This window comes from Stieleria sp. (assembly GCF_041595215.1).
Lineage (GTDB): Bacteria > Planctomycetota > Planctomycetia > Pirellulales > Pirellulaceae > Stieleria > Stieleria magnilauensis.
In genome coordinates, this window is sequence record NZ_JBFHKV010000044.1 from 1 (window position 1) to 17,327 (window position 17,327).

At 58.6% G+C, this 17,327-nt stretch carries 14 protein-coding genes; 7 read left to right on the forward strand and 7 right to left on the reverse strand.

All coding sequences use genetic code 11. The features are described 5' to 3' along the window. The 3 genes from ABX749_RS03135 to ABX749_RS03145 form a co-directional block, all read left to right on the forward strand. On the forward strand, positions 1-888 hold an 888-nt coding region (locus ABX749_RS03135), incomplete at its 5' end, for an AAA family ATPase (protein WP_372894717.1). A 248-nt stretch (positions 889-1,136) separates the two neighbouring features. Then, entirely contained in the window at positions 1,137-2,090 is a 954-nt protein-coding gene (locus ABX749_RS03140) for a hypothetical protein (RefSeq protein WP_372894718.1), read from the forward strand. A gap of 402 nt (positions 2,091-2,492) precedes the next feature. Beyond that, the gene (locus ABX749_RS03145) at positions 2,493-3,617 is read left to right on the forward strand and encodes a hypothetical protein (RefSeq protein WP_372894719.1); all 1,125 of its coding nucleotides are present in this window, start codon (positions 2,493-2,495) and stop codon (positions 3,615-3,617) included. A gap of 10 nt (positions 3,618-3,627) precedes the next feature. Here ABX749_RS03145 and ABX749_RS03150 read toward each other — a convergent pair whose 3' ends face one another. The 4 genes from ABX749_RS03150 to ABX749_RS03165 all read right to left on the reverse strand — a co-directional run bounded on the left by ABX749_RS03150 (position 3,628) and on the right by ABX749_RS03165 (position 6,878). Then, positions 3,628-4,215, reverse strand: coding sequence for a hypothetical protein (locus ABX749_RS03150; RefSeq protein WP_145211194.1), 588 nt, complete (start codon positions 4,213-4,215; stop codon positions 3,628-3,630). Positions 4,216-4,451: 236 nt separating this feature from the next. After that, positions 4,452-5,063, reverse strand: a complete 612-nt coding sequence (locus ABX749_RS03155; RefSeq protein ID WP_372894720.1) for a hypothetical protein — start codon at positions 5,061-5,063, stop codon at positions 4,452-4,454. 10 nt (positions 5,064-5,073) lie between these two features. Beyond that, positions 5,074-6,609, reverse strand: a complete 1,536-nt coding sequence (locus ABX749_RS03160) for a type VI secretion system contractile sheath domain-containing protein (protein WP_372894721.1) — start codon at positions 6,607-6,609, stop codon at positions 5,074-5,076. Between the two features lie 74 nt (positions 6,610-6,683). Next, positions 6,684-6,878, reverse strand: a complete 195-nt coding sequence (locus ABX749_RS03165; RefSeq protein ID WP_095740215.1) for a hypothetical protein — start codon at positions 6,876-6,878, stop codon at positions 6,684-6,686. A 175-nt stretch (positions 6,879-7,053) separates the two neighbouring features. On the opposite strand from ABX749_RS03165, the gene ABX749_RS03170 reads away from it, so the two are divergent. The 4 genes from ABX749_RS03170 (at position 7,054) to ABX749_RS03185 (ending at position 10,044) form a co-directional block, all read left to right on the forward strand. Then, positions 7,054-8,118: a hypothetical protein gene (locus ABX749_RS03170; protein WP_372894722.1), complete on the forward strand. Its 1,065-nt coding sequence runs from the start codon at positions 7,054-7,056 to the stop codon at positions 8,116-8,118. Positions 8,119-8,174: 56 nt separating this feature from the next. Then, entirely contained in the window at positions 8,175-8,462 is a 288-nt protein-coding gene (locus tag ABX749_RS03175) for a peptidylprolyl isomerase (protein WP_145211182.1), read from the forward strand. A gap of 130 nt (positions 8,463-8,592) precedes the next feature. After that, positions 8,593-8,958, forward strand: coding sequence for a PAAR domain-containing protein (locus tag ABX749_RS03180; RefSeq protein ID WP_372894723.1), 366 nt, complete (start codon positions 8,593-8,595; stop codon positions 8,956-8,958). Between the two features lie 6 nt (positions 8,959-8,964). After that, complete coding sequence (locus ABX749_RS03185; RefSeq protein ID WP_372894724.1) at positions 8,965-10,044, forward strand: methyltransferase domain-containing protein; 1,080 nt, start codon at positions 8,965-8,967, stop codon at positions 10,042-10,044. Positions 10,045-10,163: 119 nt separating this feature from the next. On the opposite strand, the gene ABX749_RS03190 is transcribed toward ABX749_RS03185, so the two are convergent. From ABX749_RS03190 to ABX749_RS03200, 3 genes are all read right to left on the reverse strand, one after another. Then, on the reverse strand, positions 10,164-15,188 hold the full coding sequence (locus ABX749_RS03190) for a hypothetical protein (RefSeq protein WP_372894725.1): 5,025 nt from the start codon (positions 15,186-15,188) through the stop codon (positions 10,164-10,166). Between the two features lie 39 nt (positions 15,189-15,227). Beyond that, positions 15,228-16,199 carry a hypothetical protein gene (locus ABX749_RS03195; protein WP_372894726.1) on the reverse strand — a complete coding sequence of 324 codons (972 nt, stop codon included), beginning with the start codon at positions 16,197-16,199 and terminating at the stop codon, positions 15,228-15,230. A 426-nt stretch (positions 16,200-16,625) separates the two neighbouring features. Then, positions 16,626-17,327: carboxypeptidase-like regulatory domain-containing protein (locus ABX749_RS03200; protein ID WP_372894727.1), on the reverse strand; the 702-nt coding region annotated here is incomplete at its 5' end.

The window sequence follows — 17,327 nt, forward strand, 5'->3', positions numbered from 1 at the left end:
ATCATCGGCCAGCGTCACGCGCTGGAGATGATCGCCAAACGCATCCAAACGTCGCGGGCAAGCTTGGACAACCCCGGCAAACCGATCGGCGTGTTCATGCTGGCCGGTCCCTCGGGCGTCGGGAAAACGGAAACCGCACTCGCCCTGGCCGAAGCGCTATACGGCGGCGAGCAAAACGTCATCACGATCAACATGAGCGAGTTTCAAGAGGCGCACACCGTCAGCACGCTCAAAGGGGCGCCTCCCGGATACGTCGGCTACGGCGAAGGTGGCGTGTTGACCGAAGCGGTACGGCGTCGACCGTACAGCGTCGTGTTGTTGGACGAAGTGGAGAAGGCGCACCACGACGTGCACGAAATCTTTTTCCAGGTCTTTGACAAGGGCTGGATGGAAGACGGCGAAGGCCGCGTGATCGACTTCAAAAACACGCTGATCCTGCTGACCACCAACGCCGGAACCGACCTGACGATGAACATGTGCAAGGATCCGGAGTTGATGCCCGATCCCGAGGGCCTGTCCAAGGCGTTGCGTGCACCGCTGTTGAAGGTCTTCCCGCCGGCACTGCTCGGCCGCATCGTGACGATTCCCTACTATCCGCTCAGCGACGAAATGGTCGGCGCGATCGCAAAACTGCAACTCGGCCGAATCGCCAAACGGATGCAAGCCAACCACGGCATCCCGTTCACGTACGATGATGAAGTGATCAAGTTGATCGCCAGCCGCTGCACGGAACTGGAAAGCGGCGGCCGCATGATCGACGCGATCCTGACCAACACGGTTCTGCCACAAATCAGCGGCGAATTCCTGACCCGCATGATGGAAGGCAACCCGGCCAAACGCGTCCATGTGCAAGTCAAAGACGGTGAATTTGATTATTCGTTTGAGTAGGTCAAACGAGTTTTATCGGGGCTGAATTCTCACCCGCCAGAGCGGCGGGTGCTTGTGCGACGCACCGGTGTTTGTGGAACGCCGGCGCAAGTGAAGCAATTCGCCGCGCCGCAAAATGATTGCCACCTGGGACAGATGTTCCCGGTGGCCTGCAATGCCATTTTAATAGAAGCCTGTCATTTCAGTCTAAGCAACGTCGCTCGGAGTGCAGTGTTTCAAATTACCGACATGATGCAAGGAACAGTGAAATGATAGACACCTCATTATTTATGGCGAGCTTTAGGGATGATAAAACACTTGCGGATATCTGTATCCCGGGAAGTCACGACGCAGGGATTTTTAACGAGGGTGCCAGCGCGAATGCCAAGACTCAGGATGGTACGTTGCAGGAGCAGTGTATGGCGGGATCTCGGTTTTTCGATTTGCGAGTGATCGGCGACCGATTTTACCATGGGAAGACGCCGTTCGGAAAAAAGGCCATGATCGGTTCTTATGGCGCTAATGTGACTGATTCACTCGAAGGTGTTAGCAACTTCTTAAGCGCCCGGGGCTCGGAGTTTGTGATCCTGCGGTTTGATAAATGTCACGATAAGCAGGATCTCGAAGATGGAGTGCGTGAAATATTCGAGGGGAAATTGCTGTGCCAGACTGGCAACATCGCGACAATGAATATTGGCTTGCTACGAGGCAAAGCAATTTGCATCTTCTCAAAAACGAAGACAAGGGCATTTCCTCAGGAAGAAGGGATTCATCAGTACCTAAAAGGCATCGAGCCGTGCGATACTGGGTTAGCCATCAACGGCAAATTCTCAGATAACCCAGACTCCACGACTGTGCTGACGGGACAATTGGGCAAGTTAGACGCCTTCAATGATCAAAATGGGGCGGTGACAAGCAGAGTGCTGCACTCACTCTATTGGCAGCAGACCTTGTCCAAGATGGGGGCGATAAGAAATAAGAGTATCGAGGAAATGACGAAGGGGCCGGAAGTGAGAAATAGGGCAGGGCGGGTGAAAAAGCCCGCAGGAGTGAACCTTCGTGTCGATGAATTGGTCGACGAACTCAATGAACGAAAGAGTGTTCGGTACAAAATGCCAAACATCATTCAGTACGACTTTGTCTGCAAGGAGATTAGCGACAAAATCATTTCGTTGAACAATCCTTACAAGCCATTCACGAACGAGTTCGTCATGCCCAGATAGGGGCTTCACTTTTTGCAAGTGGGTGGATTCAGAAGAATGCGGTCGGCAGAACTGGTTGTGTGTTCCTGCCGATGCGCGACGACGATTGGATTGTTCTGACGCATCGTCACCGTCGCAATTCCGCGGACGGACGATTTGAGGCGTGGCGGCGACCACGAGTTCGGTTCTTGGACGACTAACATTCGTGGCGCATTCCTCTCTGCCCATCAGTCTCGGGGTTGACGAGCAGCATCGACGGCTGGACCTGCCAGCAAGCCAATCCCGAATAGAGAGAACGCGCGCTGGATTTTTGACAGAAAGTGTGATGCGAAGTAGTCGTCAACGATTTCAGCGGCAGATATAATCGATTCTGTAAGTGTTTGCCGCAACTCAATTCAGGTTTTTGATAAGGAGGATAACCTCATGAGCAATTGCTTCTACGGACAGCTTGGGATGGACAAACGGCTCAGGGATATCGTGATCGCAGGTAGCCACGACGCGGGGATTACCGAGGGTGGCGGAAATGCCAAGACTCAAAGCCAGAACATTTACCACCAAGCGATGTCGGGAGTGCGATTCTTCGATCTTCGCATCCATGCCCGGGCCATCGGCGGTGGACGGGCAAGACTTAGCGCCTATCACGCCGGGGGCGGGATCATCAAAGGCAAGAAGACAGTAGAACTTGAGGGCAGCGGTGAAACCGTTAAGGTGACCAGGTCAAAGCTTACTGTCGGTACCTGGGGGATGGGCCTGAAAGGCATGTTGGAACAGGCCAAGCAATTCGTCACGAACTACAAGTCTGAATTTCTGATCTTCAAGTTCGACAAGTGTAGTAATTGGAGTCTGATTGCTGACTACTGCATCGATTACCTTGGTGACACGATCTTCGTCGATCAGGGTGATATCAATCGCAGGACCTTGCAGGACCTGAAGGGAAAGGTGATTGTGTTGTTCTCAGAAAAGGGCTTCGCAGAAACCGGGCACTTGACTTACTACGCCGCCAGAGGCATCAAGAAATGGCGCAATGTTTATGACAAGGAGAATGGCCCGAAAGCCTACGATTCAAGATTCGACGGGCTCCAGTACTCCGGGAAAGGTGGGACCACTTTGAACCCGATCAAGATGAAGTGGACGATGAAAGGAAAAATCAAAGATAATGAAAAAACACAGTTAAAACGCATGAAGCCGATGATTGAGGCAAACGGCGTCATGTCTCATAGTTCCGACGTCCTCGGAATGATGTACTGGACCTCGACGGGGTACTTCGAGAACATCCAGAAGCGAAACACCAAGATGTGGGAAGGCGCAAACGTCGACCGAATGAAAGGGCTTTGGGAAGGTGGTCTCTACGACTCCATTCGTGAACGAAGTGAACACAATCGAATCAAGCGAACCAATTATGCGTCAGGACCGCAACTCAAAGCCTTCATCCCCAATATCATCATGATGGATTTTGCCAATGATACGCAATGCACCATTGTCTATGATCTAAACACCATTGCATCGACCGCGTTGGTCGACATGCTGGCTGGTCATGAAGATGACTAATCGCTTTCGCTCAGTAGTCATCCGGGCTGGGCGGGTGGCTCAGCACGAGATGGGTGCCATTTTTTTCTGAAAACGGGCTGTATCCCAACGCACCGACTTGCTGATTCCCACTCCACTTATGCTTGACCCAGTCCAAGCCATGTAGGATCGAATCGGAGAGCGTCGTCGTTGCCGCATGCGCCTCATTTTGGAACCACGTCTTACCGTTGATCTTTCCAAACAAAATGCAGCCGAGTCCGCCGAGTGGGATTTCATATTGGTTCTGCGATGTGCTTTCGTGTGACGACCAGCGGACTCGCGATTGCCCGGCGTTCTGCTTTTGAGATTTTCCCGCTCTCGCCTTGAGCCAGGTGTACCATGTCCCTTTGTCGTTGAGCAAGACATGGCCGCCCTCGAACACGCGGCTGCCACCGAGCGCGCCTGCGCCCCCAGGCGTTTCGGCTGCGGCACGTCGATATAATTCCCGAACGGCGTTTACCACTCTCAGTTCACTTTCGGAGTACGTATTGGCCGCAATCGCGTCTTCAACTTCGCCATACAAACGATGCGCGTCGCTGCCTGCTACTCCTTCCTGGATATCTCTTCCGCTCAATGGCATGGCTTACGATCCTCAATGTTTGAGAGTGGTGCATTTGCAGTTGGGTTTCGTCCAAGATCCCGGTGAGCATTCAGGAAAACGCCGTGTCTCTTGATCGCGTGTCGGGCCTGTTGAAGTGGGACCCCTTGACTTTTTTGATCATATCATAACGGTGGATGACTCGCATCAGACTCGACTTTTTTCAAGGCGACAATGATGGTCATCTCTGAGAGATTCGGGCGAACGGCTTCGCTGAATCAGCAGATGTGTTTTCTGACGCGAAGCGTTGTTCCGCCGTGGTAGGTGACGAGCAAGGACGCATTGGATTGCTCGAAAAGCGACGCGAGATACGCTGCTTCAGCAGGCCAAGGGTAGGCATAGATGACGTCGCAGTTCCTTCGCCCCAGGGGAAAGGGACGGTCCCCTTCACGTGGCTGAAGTTGAGAGATTTCGTTGCCGATCGGGGATCGATAGCTGCCCTGAAAAAATTGTGCGTCAACGTCTGCCTGCTTGGCGAACTTCTCTGAAAACTCGCATAGCGATTCCTCGATTTCGATTCCCGTCGCGCGAAAACCGAGTTGTGATGCGATGCACGTCACCACTCCCAACCCGCTGCCCCATTCACAAAACGAAAGGTCGCCGCCAAGTCCTGCGTCTCGAATGTGCTTGAATGCGTGGTAGGCGATGTAGTAGTTGCTGTTGACCAGCAACGGGATCCGCTTTTGAGTCTCGTCCGACTTCATTTGCTCTCGCAAACGCTCGGCGATCTCGATCGTGCGCAAAATTTCCTTCGGCGGTGTGTCCCAGCACACCGGAATGTCAAGTTCGATGAGATCCATCGGAGGCGAATGAGATTCCTGTTTGGCCATGCCTGTCGAGCTACGACCACGGACCGGCGAGTGCCGACGGCGGAGAGGAGACGGATTGCACTCGCAACACCCGCGCGGCGTTGCGGTTCTTGAAACTCATCAGCGGCATCACGCCCTGATCCAATACCTGATCGGCCACACGCTCCGACAGAAACACTTCCGCACAAGCCTTCAAGTGCACTTCGCCGTCTTCGTCCTTGTACGTCAGCGCGGGTAAATCACCGATCTCCTGCAAGTCACCTGGCGTCATTTGCCAGCCCGATTCCAGGAACGAGGTCGCCAACAACGTCGCGACGAACCATGACGACGCGCCCCACTGCAGCGACTCGTGATCGGTGATCGGGTCGTCGATCTCCTCGAAATCAAATGCGTCGACCGAACTGGTCGATGCGCCGTAGGGCAATCGCAACAAAAACCGCGGTCCGGACAATCCGATCCAACGCGACGCCGCGCTCTCGCGAATGCTTTGCCAATCCGCTTCTTGTCGACTCGGCTCCGCAGTGGGCTTGGGAATTTCATCTGTCCACGCCTGGCAACCGACCAACTGTGGCGATGCCGCCGCCAGCACGGGGCCTCCCGAGTTTGCCCCGATGGCTCCCAGCCGGGTCAGCAAGATCAGATCGTTCAGTTCATGGCTGAAGGTTTCATTGCAGACCAACAGCGAAAACGGGACTTGTTCTCGGTCGGTGACCAGACGTCGAAACAGCACCGAATCTTCCAATTGCTCCGACGGCGACTCGCCCGCGTCCAGCAACTCCGATTTGGTCACGTCCCACAGGAAGACCTGGACCTCTTCGGATTGCGCCACTTGGGAAACAAGGAAATTCAGGCCCAGCCATGCGGCTTCCAAGGCCTGAAACGATCGGTCGTGAAGAATCGTTCGCATCTGTCCGGCGATCGCCGCGTCGGCGTGGCCGATGTATTCGTCCTGCCGCGGATCGGGCTTGGGTTCGATGTAGGGTGCGACGATCTGGTTGATCAAACCTTGGATGTCCAGCTGTGGTGAGCGTGGCCCCGTCGTGTCCACGCTTTTGGCCGATTGACCCAGCACACGCTCCAACGTGTCCGAGTCGCTTTCGTCGCCGGCCTTGGGTTTTGCGTCCGCTGCCGCAGACGCATCCTGTTTCGCCTCTTCTGATTCCTTTGCCGTTTGCAGCGACAGTGCTTGGCTCAAGTCCGCGACCGCAGCGGAGAACGACTTGGGATCCATCAGCCGCTTTCGCAATTGCCTTAGCTCGTGAAAAATCGGCACGTTGCGATACAGTGAATCGGGATGAAAGTCATCCAGCTCGCTGATTCCGATCTCGATCACGCCGTCGCAGTGGTCGCTCAACCGGACCGCTGCGGTCGGAGCGATTTTTTCCAGCACCTCTTCGAAGTTGTCGATGTCGACGCGTTGAAACTTTTTCTCCGCCAGGGATCCGGAGTCGCCTGCGCGGCCGGAAAAGTTCCCCATCACTACGATCCGCATCGGCTGTTGTGGATCGAGCGGGCGTGCCGAGCCGACATTGCCGAATTGAAAGCTGGATTCAAATGAGTTGGACAACGTAAGGACTCCGGTTCAGGCAGCAATGGACGGGAAGGGTTCTGAACGTTTCAGTCGGTCAACGGTTTCGGTCTTCATGAATCGTCTACGGACTTTGCCGCGTGATAGCCGTCTTTGTAACCGTGTTTGTAGGCCTTATTGAGTAGGACGGCATAGTGATTGGCGCTGGCGGCATCGCGGCAGGTCAAGATGGAACGGCCGGACGGATCGAGCACTTCAAATTTTCCCGATTCTTCGGCGACATGGAAAAGCTGACTCTCTTCTGACAAAAGATCTCTCCGACAGTTACATCATGGCCCTACGCGACCGTTTCTTGTCCATAATCTACCAGTATTGCGAAGCGTTGTCGCGACTTGGGGCGACAAGTTCGCCGGCGGCCGAGTCAATCGAGTCTTTGTGAAGGTGTGATCCATGTTTTGTATTTGCATGCCGAAAGTTGCCGAGATGGCTGCCGGCATCGAGATCCCGCCGGTCGCGATCGAGGTGCCGCCGCTGCCCGCCGGTGCAGCCGGACTGGCAGCCGCCGCGGGAGTCGCCGCGGCGGTCAACGCGACGGCAGAAATGGCCGCCTCCGGAGCCCTCGAGGCGATGCTCAGTGCCGAGCTGCCGGCGTTCTCGATGGAAGCTGTTTTGGCGATGGAAGCGATGGCGCAAGTCGGCGCTTCGTTGGGGATCGACATGACCGCACCGAGCGCCGCGATGGAACTGTCGCTCGCCGCGGGCGCCTTGAACATCGCCGCGCCCGCCTTGGGTGAGCTGGGTGGAGCTCTCGGTGCCGCGATGGAACCGCTGGGCGGACTGCCGATGGCGCTGGGGATCAACGCCGCGATTGAAGCGTCCTTGGGAATCGACATGGCCGCCCCCGGTGCGGCTGCGGCGCTCGAAGCGAGCTTGGCCGCGGCGCTGGAGGCTTCACTGGCAATGTCGGGCACACTCGGTCTTTCCGCTTCCGCCGGAGGTTCCTTTGCGATGGAGCTCGCGTTGGCCGCCCGAGCACTGAACGCCGCGGTCGCGCTGGGATTCAACCCTGCCGCCCCCGGCGAATTTGCGGCGGCCCTGGAAATGGCGGGCAGTCTCGAAGTCCCTCCGCTCGCGATGTCGGCCGGTGAGATGGGCGAAGTCAGCGCCGGGCTCTCCGACTTCGGGCTCGTCAGCGCCGAGATGGGCGAGATGTCGATGGAAATGGCATTGCCGGCGATGGAAGCCGGCGCCGCGGGGATGGCCGCCAACATGGAAGCCGCTGTCGCCGCCTCCGGTGAAATGGCTGCCGAGTTAACCGGCGGTGCGGAAGGGGGCGCCGCCGCCGAACTGGCCGCGGCGATGGCCATCGCCGCCGAAGCACCGATGCCGGCGGCGCCCGCGTTGGCTGCCATGGAGCCGGGCGGGTTGCCGAGCTTGGGCGACATGTCGATCGCGGCCTCCATGGCCGCGTCCTTTGAAGCCGCGATGGAAACGCCGATGATCTCCGGCGCTCCCTGCCCCAATATCTTTTGCGTCGCCGGACGCTGACGACTGTCGTTTCAACATCCACCGATTCACTTTCACCCACCACGGAGACTCACAACGTGCTACGCATCAAAGCCCGCCACATCCAGGTCTCCACGCCCGAACTGGCCAACGAGGTCATGGTGAAATGGCAACAGGGTGCGGATTTTGGCGAATTGGCGAGGGTCTATTCGGAATGTCCCACCGCCCGCCAAGGCGGCTCGCTGGGCGAATTCGGTCCCGGGCACATGGCTCCCGAACTGGAACCGGTGTTTCTGCAAGGGGACATCGGCGACGTTTATGGACCCGTCGCCACCGCCAACGGTTATCACCTCGTCGAAGTGCTCGCGCGGACAGACTATGCGTAAGACCGACGAAGCCCCAATCACGCCGACTGCGATGGCACAATCACCTTCCCCAAGCTAAACTTCACTTCCGCGACCCCTGTTCGACCGGCACTGCCACGAGTTTGATTCCATGGCTCCTCCCGCTGCCCGCATGACTGATCTTGTCAAACAAGACGCTCCGCATTGCCACGCACCGATTCATCCGCCGGCTCCGGTTCCGACGCCGGTGGCTCATCCGCCACTGCCGTTGACGATTATCAAGGGCCAGGCCAACGTGCTGATCGGAAAAATGCCCGCCGCACGCGTGACCGACACGACACTGCCTTGCATGTTGCCAGGCTGTGTACCTGCCGGTCCCGGCATGATTGCCAAGGGATCCGGGAAGGTATTGATCGGCGGTCTGCCGGCTGCCAGGATCAACGACCTGACCGCCCACGCCAGTTGCGTCGCGCCGATCCCCAGCCCGGTCGGTAAAGTCCTGCCGCCGGGCTGCCCGACTGTCATGATCGGGGGCTGACGTCTCGTGCGACGCCGGCATCTCGAAACCTTTCAACCGGTCTGTCCGGTTTGTCGTGCCACGACCGACCAGATCAGTTTTCTCGAACTGGCAACGGTCACCAAAGAAGTCGACGACCACATCGTCGAAGGCTTATTGCATTGCAGTAACGTTCAATGCCAACGCGAATACCCCATCATTGATGGCGTGCCGTTGATCATCCGAGACATCCGCAGTTATCTCTCGGAGAATGTTTTGCAGGTCTGCCAACGAAGCGATCTGAGCGAAACCATCGAAAGCGTTTTGGGCGATTGCTGTGGACACGGGTCGACGCTCGACGCGATCCGCCAGCACACCAGTTGTTACACCTGGGACCATTACGGTGATCTCGATCCGGAGGAGCCGCCGGTCGATCCGAAACCGGGTTCGATGCTCCGTGTCCTCCAACGCGGCTTGGAATTGTCCGAGTTGAAATCGGCGAATCTGCACAACGTTTTAGACGTCGGATGCTCGGTCGGACGAGGTACGTTCGCGTTGGCCGAAAAACTGGATCGCCCGGTCCTCGGCATCGATTTGAATTTTCCGATGTTGCGCATCGCCGCGGGGGCGCTGCGCGACGGCATGGTGCGTTATCCCAGACGCCGCGTCGGGGTTGTCTATGATCGGCGTGAGTTTCCGGTGACTTTTCCGAATGCTCATCAGGTTGACTTCTGGGCCTGCGACGCAACCGCGTTGCCGTTTGTCGAACAATCGGTCGACGCCGCGTTCAGCATGAACCTGCTCGATTGCGTCCGCTCGCCGATGGAATTTCTCGCGTCGCTCGGATCGGTTTTGAAGCCCGATGGCTCGGCGGTTCTGGCCTGTCCCTACGATTGGTCTTCCTCGGCCACGTCGATGGAAGGCTGGCTCGGCGGGCACTCCCAACGCGGTCCCGGCGGCGGCGCCAGTGAACCCATCTTGCGACAGTTGCTCAGCCCCGGTCACCCGCAATCGTTAACCACGTTGCGTCTGGTCGTGGAAGACAACTGCCCCTGGCACGTCCGCATGCACGACCGCAGCATGGTGTCCTACGACAGCCATCTCGTCGTCGCCCAAAAGTGCACCTAAAAAGTGGCATACGCTTCCAGCTTGCGTCTCTTCGCGTACGCGACCAGCGTACAAATGCCCAGCCTCTCCGAAACGGCAAGCAAGATGCTTACCCCACGTTTCAATCGTTGACAAAAAACCTAACGGCCCACCGGCAACAAGCCGCCTGCGTTGGGAATCGCGACTTCGATCCATTCACGATCCAGTTTCCAGGCCCCGTCGATTTCCTGTTCGCGGTTCGTCACGCGGATTTGGCCGACCGGTTCGTTCCGTCTGGATCGATAATAGAACGTGTGCACCGACATGCGGCGTTCGGGATCGAACTGTCGCACGATCCGAAGCGGTTTTTCATCGATCGATTCGCGAAGACTGATTTTGATCGAGGTCACCGGCACGTCCGGATCGGAAAAATCAACGACGTATCTGCGACGGGCCACGCCGTCGACAAACTGGGTTCCCAGCGGATCGATGCGCAGCTGGATTCCGGAGGCGACTTCGACCGATTCGGTGGACGTTTCATCGACGGCGATCGTCGTGTTTAAACGACTGAGCCGACGTCTCGGATCATTCAGGTTGGCACCGCTCGCAACCGCCGGCGGAAGCAATTCGATCGTCGTTGCCTCTTCCGCCGGCCGCGACCAGAGTCGCAGTCGCGCGCGGACGGCAGTCGCTGGCCAATCGTTCGCCACAAGGTTCATCACTGGAACGGGTTCACCGGGCTGGAACGTCGCATCAAAGAACGTATACGGCTGGCCGATCTCGCTGCCATCGACTGCCACCGGTTGAACTTGAATCCAGACATCCGACGGACGTCGTGTTGCCCGCCACAGCGGACGATCCGTCGTCCCCGCTGAATCTCTCCGCTGCCACGACACGGGAAAGACGATTTGACCCGGCGCTCGACGGTTCGCTCGATGCACACGGACCACTTGCTCGGTCGCGATCCCATCGCCGGTTACCAGCTCTGCCATCGCTTCGACGTTGTCGTCATAGGCATAGTCGTAGATCTCCGTGCCCGCCTCATTGACGTACAACTGATACGCTTCGCCGCCTTCCAAGACCACCGGTTCGACCGCCAGTGGTGACGGATCGGCGTCGGCCGCGGCGGTATCGACCCATTGGCGACCTTCGTACTGCAGTGCGAACAACTCGGGAGCTGGCGGGGCCGGGATCACCTGTGTCGGCGTGGCCAGCGTCGTCGGCATCTCCGGACGTTCGGCGTTTTGATATGAGCGCAGCCGATACATGCCGGGGGCCAGTAGACTGCGGACGGCTTGTTTCAGGTCGGTGTAACTGTCCAGTACCTGGAAATGCCCACCGGTCTCGCGGCTCAAGCTTTCGAACGCTTGCACGGCGTCTCGTTGCTGCGTCCGATCCATCCCCAAGCCGAGGATGTGGACGGGGACGGGGCGTTGCATCCACGCCCCGCGAACATCGTCGTCAGTCGTCGGCAAAACGTTGGTCACCGACGAAGGGATGTACTGATAGTTGGCTCCGTCGGTGATCGCAATGACGTGGCGATCGGCTTTCGCATCCGCGGCGGAAAACTCTTGAATCGACCGCAGCACTGACAGATACAGTGGCGATTGTCCCCACGGTTTCAAGGCTTCGATCTCCGGCACCAGGGACTGCGCCGTCGCCAGATCAAACTCGCTGAGCGTCAGAATGGATTCGACGTCCTGTTCGGGCGTCAACGTCGGATCGATCGGACCGGTAAAATCAGGCCGGGTCAGCAGCTTGATCGGCTCGTCGACACTCCATCCCAAGCGATGTCCGAACGCTTGCACGCCGACACGCACATTGCGACGCAGCCCGAGATCGAACAGCATTTCTTGGAGCGCCGCCTTGGCGACTGCAATCCGTGATGCACCGCCTTCGCCTTCGGAACCCTCGCCGTCGCCCCCCGCGCCTTCGTCGTCGAGCGGTTCGCCCATGCTGGCCGAACAATCCAGCACAAACACGACCGACAGTTCGTCCCAGGGACCGTTCAACGTCACTTCGCTTTTCTGATAGTGAAACGGTTCAAGATCAATCCTCAAACCGCCCAGCTGGTCGACATCCAGTGCGCCGGCATATTCATGGCCGCGAAAAACCGTTTGTGCTTTCAACGCCAAGTCTGATGTCGCGACTTCAGCCGGCATGACGACTTCATAGCGGGCGTTCGCCGCGGACAGGACGAAGGCGTCAGAAGGCTCGATCGTGCGAAAGTCAATGCGTCGCGTTTCAGTCCGTACCGCAACCGCGGCCGTTCCCGACGGCGGCGTGAATCCATCGGCCAACGCCACATTGCCCGGTTCCGAACTGACAACAAACGATGAACGAACCGCATCCACAGGATCCAGCTGAATCGTTCGCGGGGCGGTGGTCGTCAACCAGTTCGGCAGGAACTGGCGACTCGCTTCGATCCGCGTCTTCGCAGCTTCGATCTCGACCAGCCGGGCGCCACCGCTGGCGGAATCCTTCCCCAGACGATCCAGCTCGGCAGCCGATTCTAGGTAGTCGCTCGCGGCAAGGTCATAGAACGACCGTTCGCCACCGGCCGGTCCCCAAAAATCGCCGATCGCTCGATCGACATGCCACACCAACAGTGACTTGATGCCGGCGGTGCGCAGCGTCGCGATCGGGTCTGATTCCGGGCGGGGAAACCAGATCGCTGCGGCGGCACGCATCCGACGCGCCGCGTTGCCGCAGATCTGATGCTCGCCCTCCAGTGTCGACTCCGTTTCCAATCGCTCCATCTGGCTGCCGATCGAATCAATAAAGTTTGCGATTCGATTGTTGTGGAAACCGTCCGATCCGGTCCGTTCACTACCGAGCAACAGATCGAGCGGATGTTGTTCCCAACTGGCGATGCGAGCCGAATAAACGAGTGCTCGTTCATCGTCTGGTTCAGCGTTCGTTTCAGCGTCTTCCGCACTCGGCGCGTCCAACGTTTGCTGAACGCGGGTGATCATTTCGTTGCGTGCCGTTCGCAGTTGACGTCTGGATTCCCAATCGACCAGCGGGACCGACAAGACAGCCTCGATTTCACCGATCGTCGTCAACTCATTCGTCAGACTCTGGCGGATCAGTTGACGTGTCCGCAGGGTCAACGATTCGGCCAGCGACCCCATCACCGGCTGGATCGTTTCATTCGCCACGGCGTGGGCCGCACGGATGGAGTCGATCACCGCTTGTTGATCCGTCGCCGCGTTGGGTACCGCGTCAAGTTGGGCTGCCAGTTGTTGAGTGCCTGCGATCAACGGCACAATCAGATTATCAATCGCGTCTTGGGTTTCTTCGGACGCCATCGCGCGGTCGGGATGGGCAATCCATTGTGCGTAGTACGGCGCGACGGCCATCGATTGATCGCAGATCTGCATCGTCGCGGCGGCCAAGTTTGCCGCTTCCGAGGACGCTGCGAATCTGGACTCCGTTTCTCGGACGCTTTCCTCCAGTCCGTTCTGCAAACGCAGAAACACGCTGTCTTCGGCACGTCGACGCGCGGCATCAATCGGACCCAGCAAGACACGTTTCCAGCGATGAACGCGAAGGTCCGAGGGGATCCCAGTCGCATCGCGCGGGACCGAAAGATCGTCGATGGACCCTTGCAGCGTCAACAACTTGCCGAGTGACTCCGGCTGCTGCCAAAGGCGTGGCGTCTGGTAACGATCGAGCATTCGCAGGAAGTGGGCGTCGCGATAGTCCGACGTCGCCTGCGTTTCAAACTCGTCACGCACTTTGGCGAGCAGTCCGGCGTCGGGCTGATCGGACAGTTCGTTCCATTGATCTCGCAGTTGCGTGCTGGAGATGACATCTTGGGTGCCAAAGAATTCGGCCAGTGACAGCGAGTGGACGTTCAGCGAACGCGGCAGCGGCGGTGGATCGCCGGAAAGCAACGAATAGGCCGCCGCGTAGGTTGGGGTCTGCGGCAACTGCGCCATCCGTCGCTCGGTCGCCGTGATGTCGCCGACCACCCGATTGAAAGTTCGTTTGGCCAGCGTTTGGTACCCCTTGCCGGCGCTGGAGAGTTGTTCCAGCCACAGCAGGTCGTGTTCTAAATCACGAAACGCGATCGGCTCGCGACGATAAAGCTGTGCTTCGCGAATCTGGTCCAGCGATCGCCAAAGTGCATCCAGCTGAGGATCCGAAATCGTCGGCCCAGGGCGACGCGACAGCGGGCGACTGGTCAGTTGTTTCAACAGCTCCGGGTTCAAACTCCGCGCGAGTCGAAAGTCTGATTTCGAAGTGGTCGTTAACAAGGTGGGACGCTGTGATTTACCGCGGCTTTGCCGGACCCACCATTGCACATGCGATCGAACGTAGCGATCCAGTTCGCTCAAATCCACCCAGCCGTCACCATTGCCGCCGTTGGTCATTTGATCGGAGGCGCCGGCCAAGCCGCGTTGCACGTAGTGACCGAATACCGATCCGGCCAGGTCGGCCGAAACATGCGAGGTCTGTTCCGGACCCGCGGACAGCAAAACGGCCAGATCGGCGGTCGTCTTTTTCGCGGCCACTCGATCACGAAAGGCGGTCTGCACCTTGTCGGCAAACTGGTTGGCGGCCAGCCCGATGTTCCAATTCACCTGCATCCGATTGCAATCGAGAATCAGCAACGCCTTGCGTTTGGCACCGAGCTGTTCAAAGCGATCCAGCAGCGCGTCCAACTCGATCCAGGATTTGGGATCGGTCATCGCGGCCTTGGGGGGAATCAAATGAATCGCACCACTGTCGCTTTCGGCAACACCGTGCAAACTGACCCACACGATCAACGGCACGCGGTGACTCTGGCCCTCGGCCCGTTTGATTTCGCGGTCCAGTCGCTGGTAGAAATCCGTCGCTTTAAAAACCGGATCATCGCTGCCGCGCAGGGTGATGGTTTCACCGTCCATCGCGGCCAGCTTCTCAAAATCTTCCTTGGCCCACGCGTTGGGCGGCAACGGCCAACTGTACGGTGCGGCCGACAACACAACCATTGGCGTCCGTTTGGGCGACAGCAACAACAGCCAGATCAGCCAGACGAACAACAGCAGTGCGGCCAGCAACAACGCACCCCAGAGAAACTGACGCGACCGCCGCCACAGAAAACCGAACACGTCGACGCCGCTGGATCGGTCACCTTGCCAAACCTTGCGCGTCGATTTCTTGGTGTTGCCAGCGGGCTGGATCGGTGATGTCGACATGGATTCGTCGTCCGTGGGGCTCGTCGTCCGAAGGGAACGTTACTCGCGTCGAACCGAATCGTCGTCGGATTCCAGCGTCGGGTCAAAACTTTCAGGCAACAAGAATCCCGCGGTGGCCGTCGAGGCATCCGTTTCGGAATCTGCGTCGGTCGTATGGCCGACAACCGCGACGGGGTTTTCGACTGTCGTTGCGTCGCCGCTGGAATCGGATGACGTGGTCGTCGCCGCGACCGCCGGCGTGATTTCTCCGGCCAGTGTGGGAACGGCGGCGGGCGACGTCGGTCCTTCGATCGGCAGACCATCACCGTCCAGCGATGGCACGCCGCCGCAGTCACAGATCACCAGACGGGCGTTGCGGCGAACCCTTGCCGATGATTCCAGGAAACACCCCGAATCGTCACGCTCATAAGCGATCTCATACAGCTTCTTTAACAATTTCGGCGAACAGCAACTGTTCTCGCGACAGCACTTGCACGCATCACCGCTCACGCTGCGCAGACCACGCACCGCGGCAAAGCGGATGTCTTCGCTGCAGTCTTCCAATGCCGCCAGCATCGCCATTTCGGTATCCGGATAGCACTCCCCGCATCCACGACTTGCCAGATAGTTAATCGCTTTGGCTTTCTGGGGTGCCTTGTCGTCTTCCATCTTAGCCTCCGCGGCCGCTGTCTCCGCAGGGCTGGCGTCCGGTCCCAAATTGGCCGGATCTGTGATCGACTTGATCGGCGGTTTGGCCTCCAGTCCGGGAAACCGGGTTCCCAATCGATTGCGAACCCGTTGGCCCACGGTGCGGACTCCCCCGAACACCACGTCCAACCCCAAGAACTGTGGCAGCGTCATGCCCGGCGCCGCGGCCGGCGGCGCAACCGCGACGATCGTCGTCGCCCCGGCTTGAGCCGATGTCGGGGGTGCAGGGGCGGGGGCCGCCGGCGGAACCGACGCACAACCCGCGCAGGAAACCATTGCGATAAAGCAGATCCCTATCGAAAAGTGGTTGCGGCTGTAGGTCATTTGTCTCTTCAACGAAAAACGAATCGCGCCTTGCTAACACGTTTGTAGGATTGGACCTCAACGGTCAAGAAGTCCCTGCCGGACTCCACGCAGCGGCGGTGACGTTCGCCTCCGGGGGGGCGCCGGGGCGCATCGATAGCCACGCACACCCCTCTGTATCGGTCATTCCGTTGATGACGTTTAAGCGAACCACAGAAACTTTGCCGGCAGGCATCGAAGAAACCCGTCGGTGGCCTGGCTTTCACCCAATCCCGCTAGGTTAGGCGTCAATGAGGGGCCCGAACGCTGGCGCGAACGGCTGATCTCAAACGAATATCAGCCGTTTGGCGCGAGCCTACGGGCCCTCACCTTAGGAAACGACGCCTAACTCAGCGGTATTGGGCTTTCGCCCAATACTGCTAATTTGTGACGCGAACGCTTCCCGCGCTACGGCAGCGTCACGTCCACTCGCATCGTCCGCTCCGGCCCGACCGTCACTTCGACGTCTTGCTCCATGCGATGGACGCGATTGCGAATCACCGCACGCGCGGCCAACCGATAACTGCCCGGCGAAACCCCGGCAATCACGTACGCGCCATTCTCCGTCGAACGGACGGACACCCCCGACGCAGCCGATGCGGCATCCGGGGCCGCGGCAACCGTCGCCACGGCAGGATCCTCCGGCAGGGCCGTCAAAACCACTTCCGCGTCCGGCACGTTTTTCTCGCGAAACTGAATCGTGCCCACCAGATTCACGGTCTGCTGTTTGACCCGCTTGGTGCTCTCGGTCGGCGAAACGACCTCCATTTCGACCGCCACCGGATCACTTTCGTTGCCGACACGATCCACACCCCGCACCAGCAACGATTTCTTGCCCGCGTCGGCTCCCGCGTCGACGGTCAAGATCCACTGGCGATCGGACGTCCGCGAGGCCGTGAAAATGTTTCCCGCCGCGGGAAACTCGCCGTTTCCATCGACGTCAAAGGCTGCCTGCACCTTCGTCACGTCCGATCCCTCATCCCAGGCCCAAACCTCCAGATCGACTTGGCTGTTGATCGCCGCAAAACTTAATCCGTCGGTTCGAGTCACCGGACCGACGACCGGCGGCGCGGTGTCGATCAACAACTCAATCTTGCGGAACGATTGGAT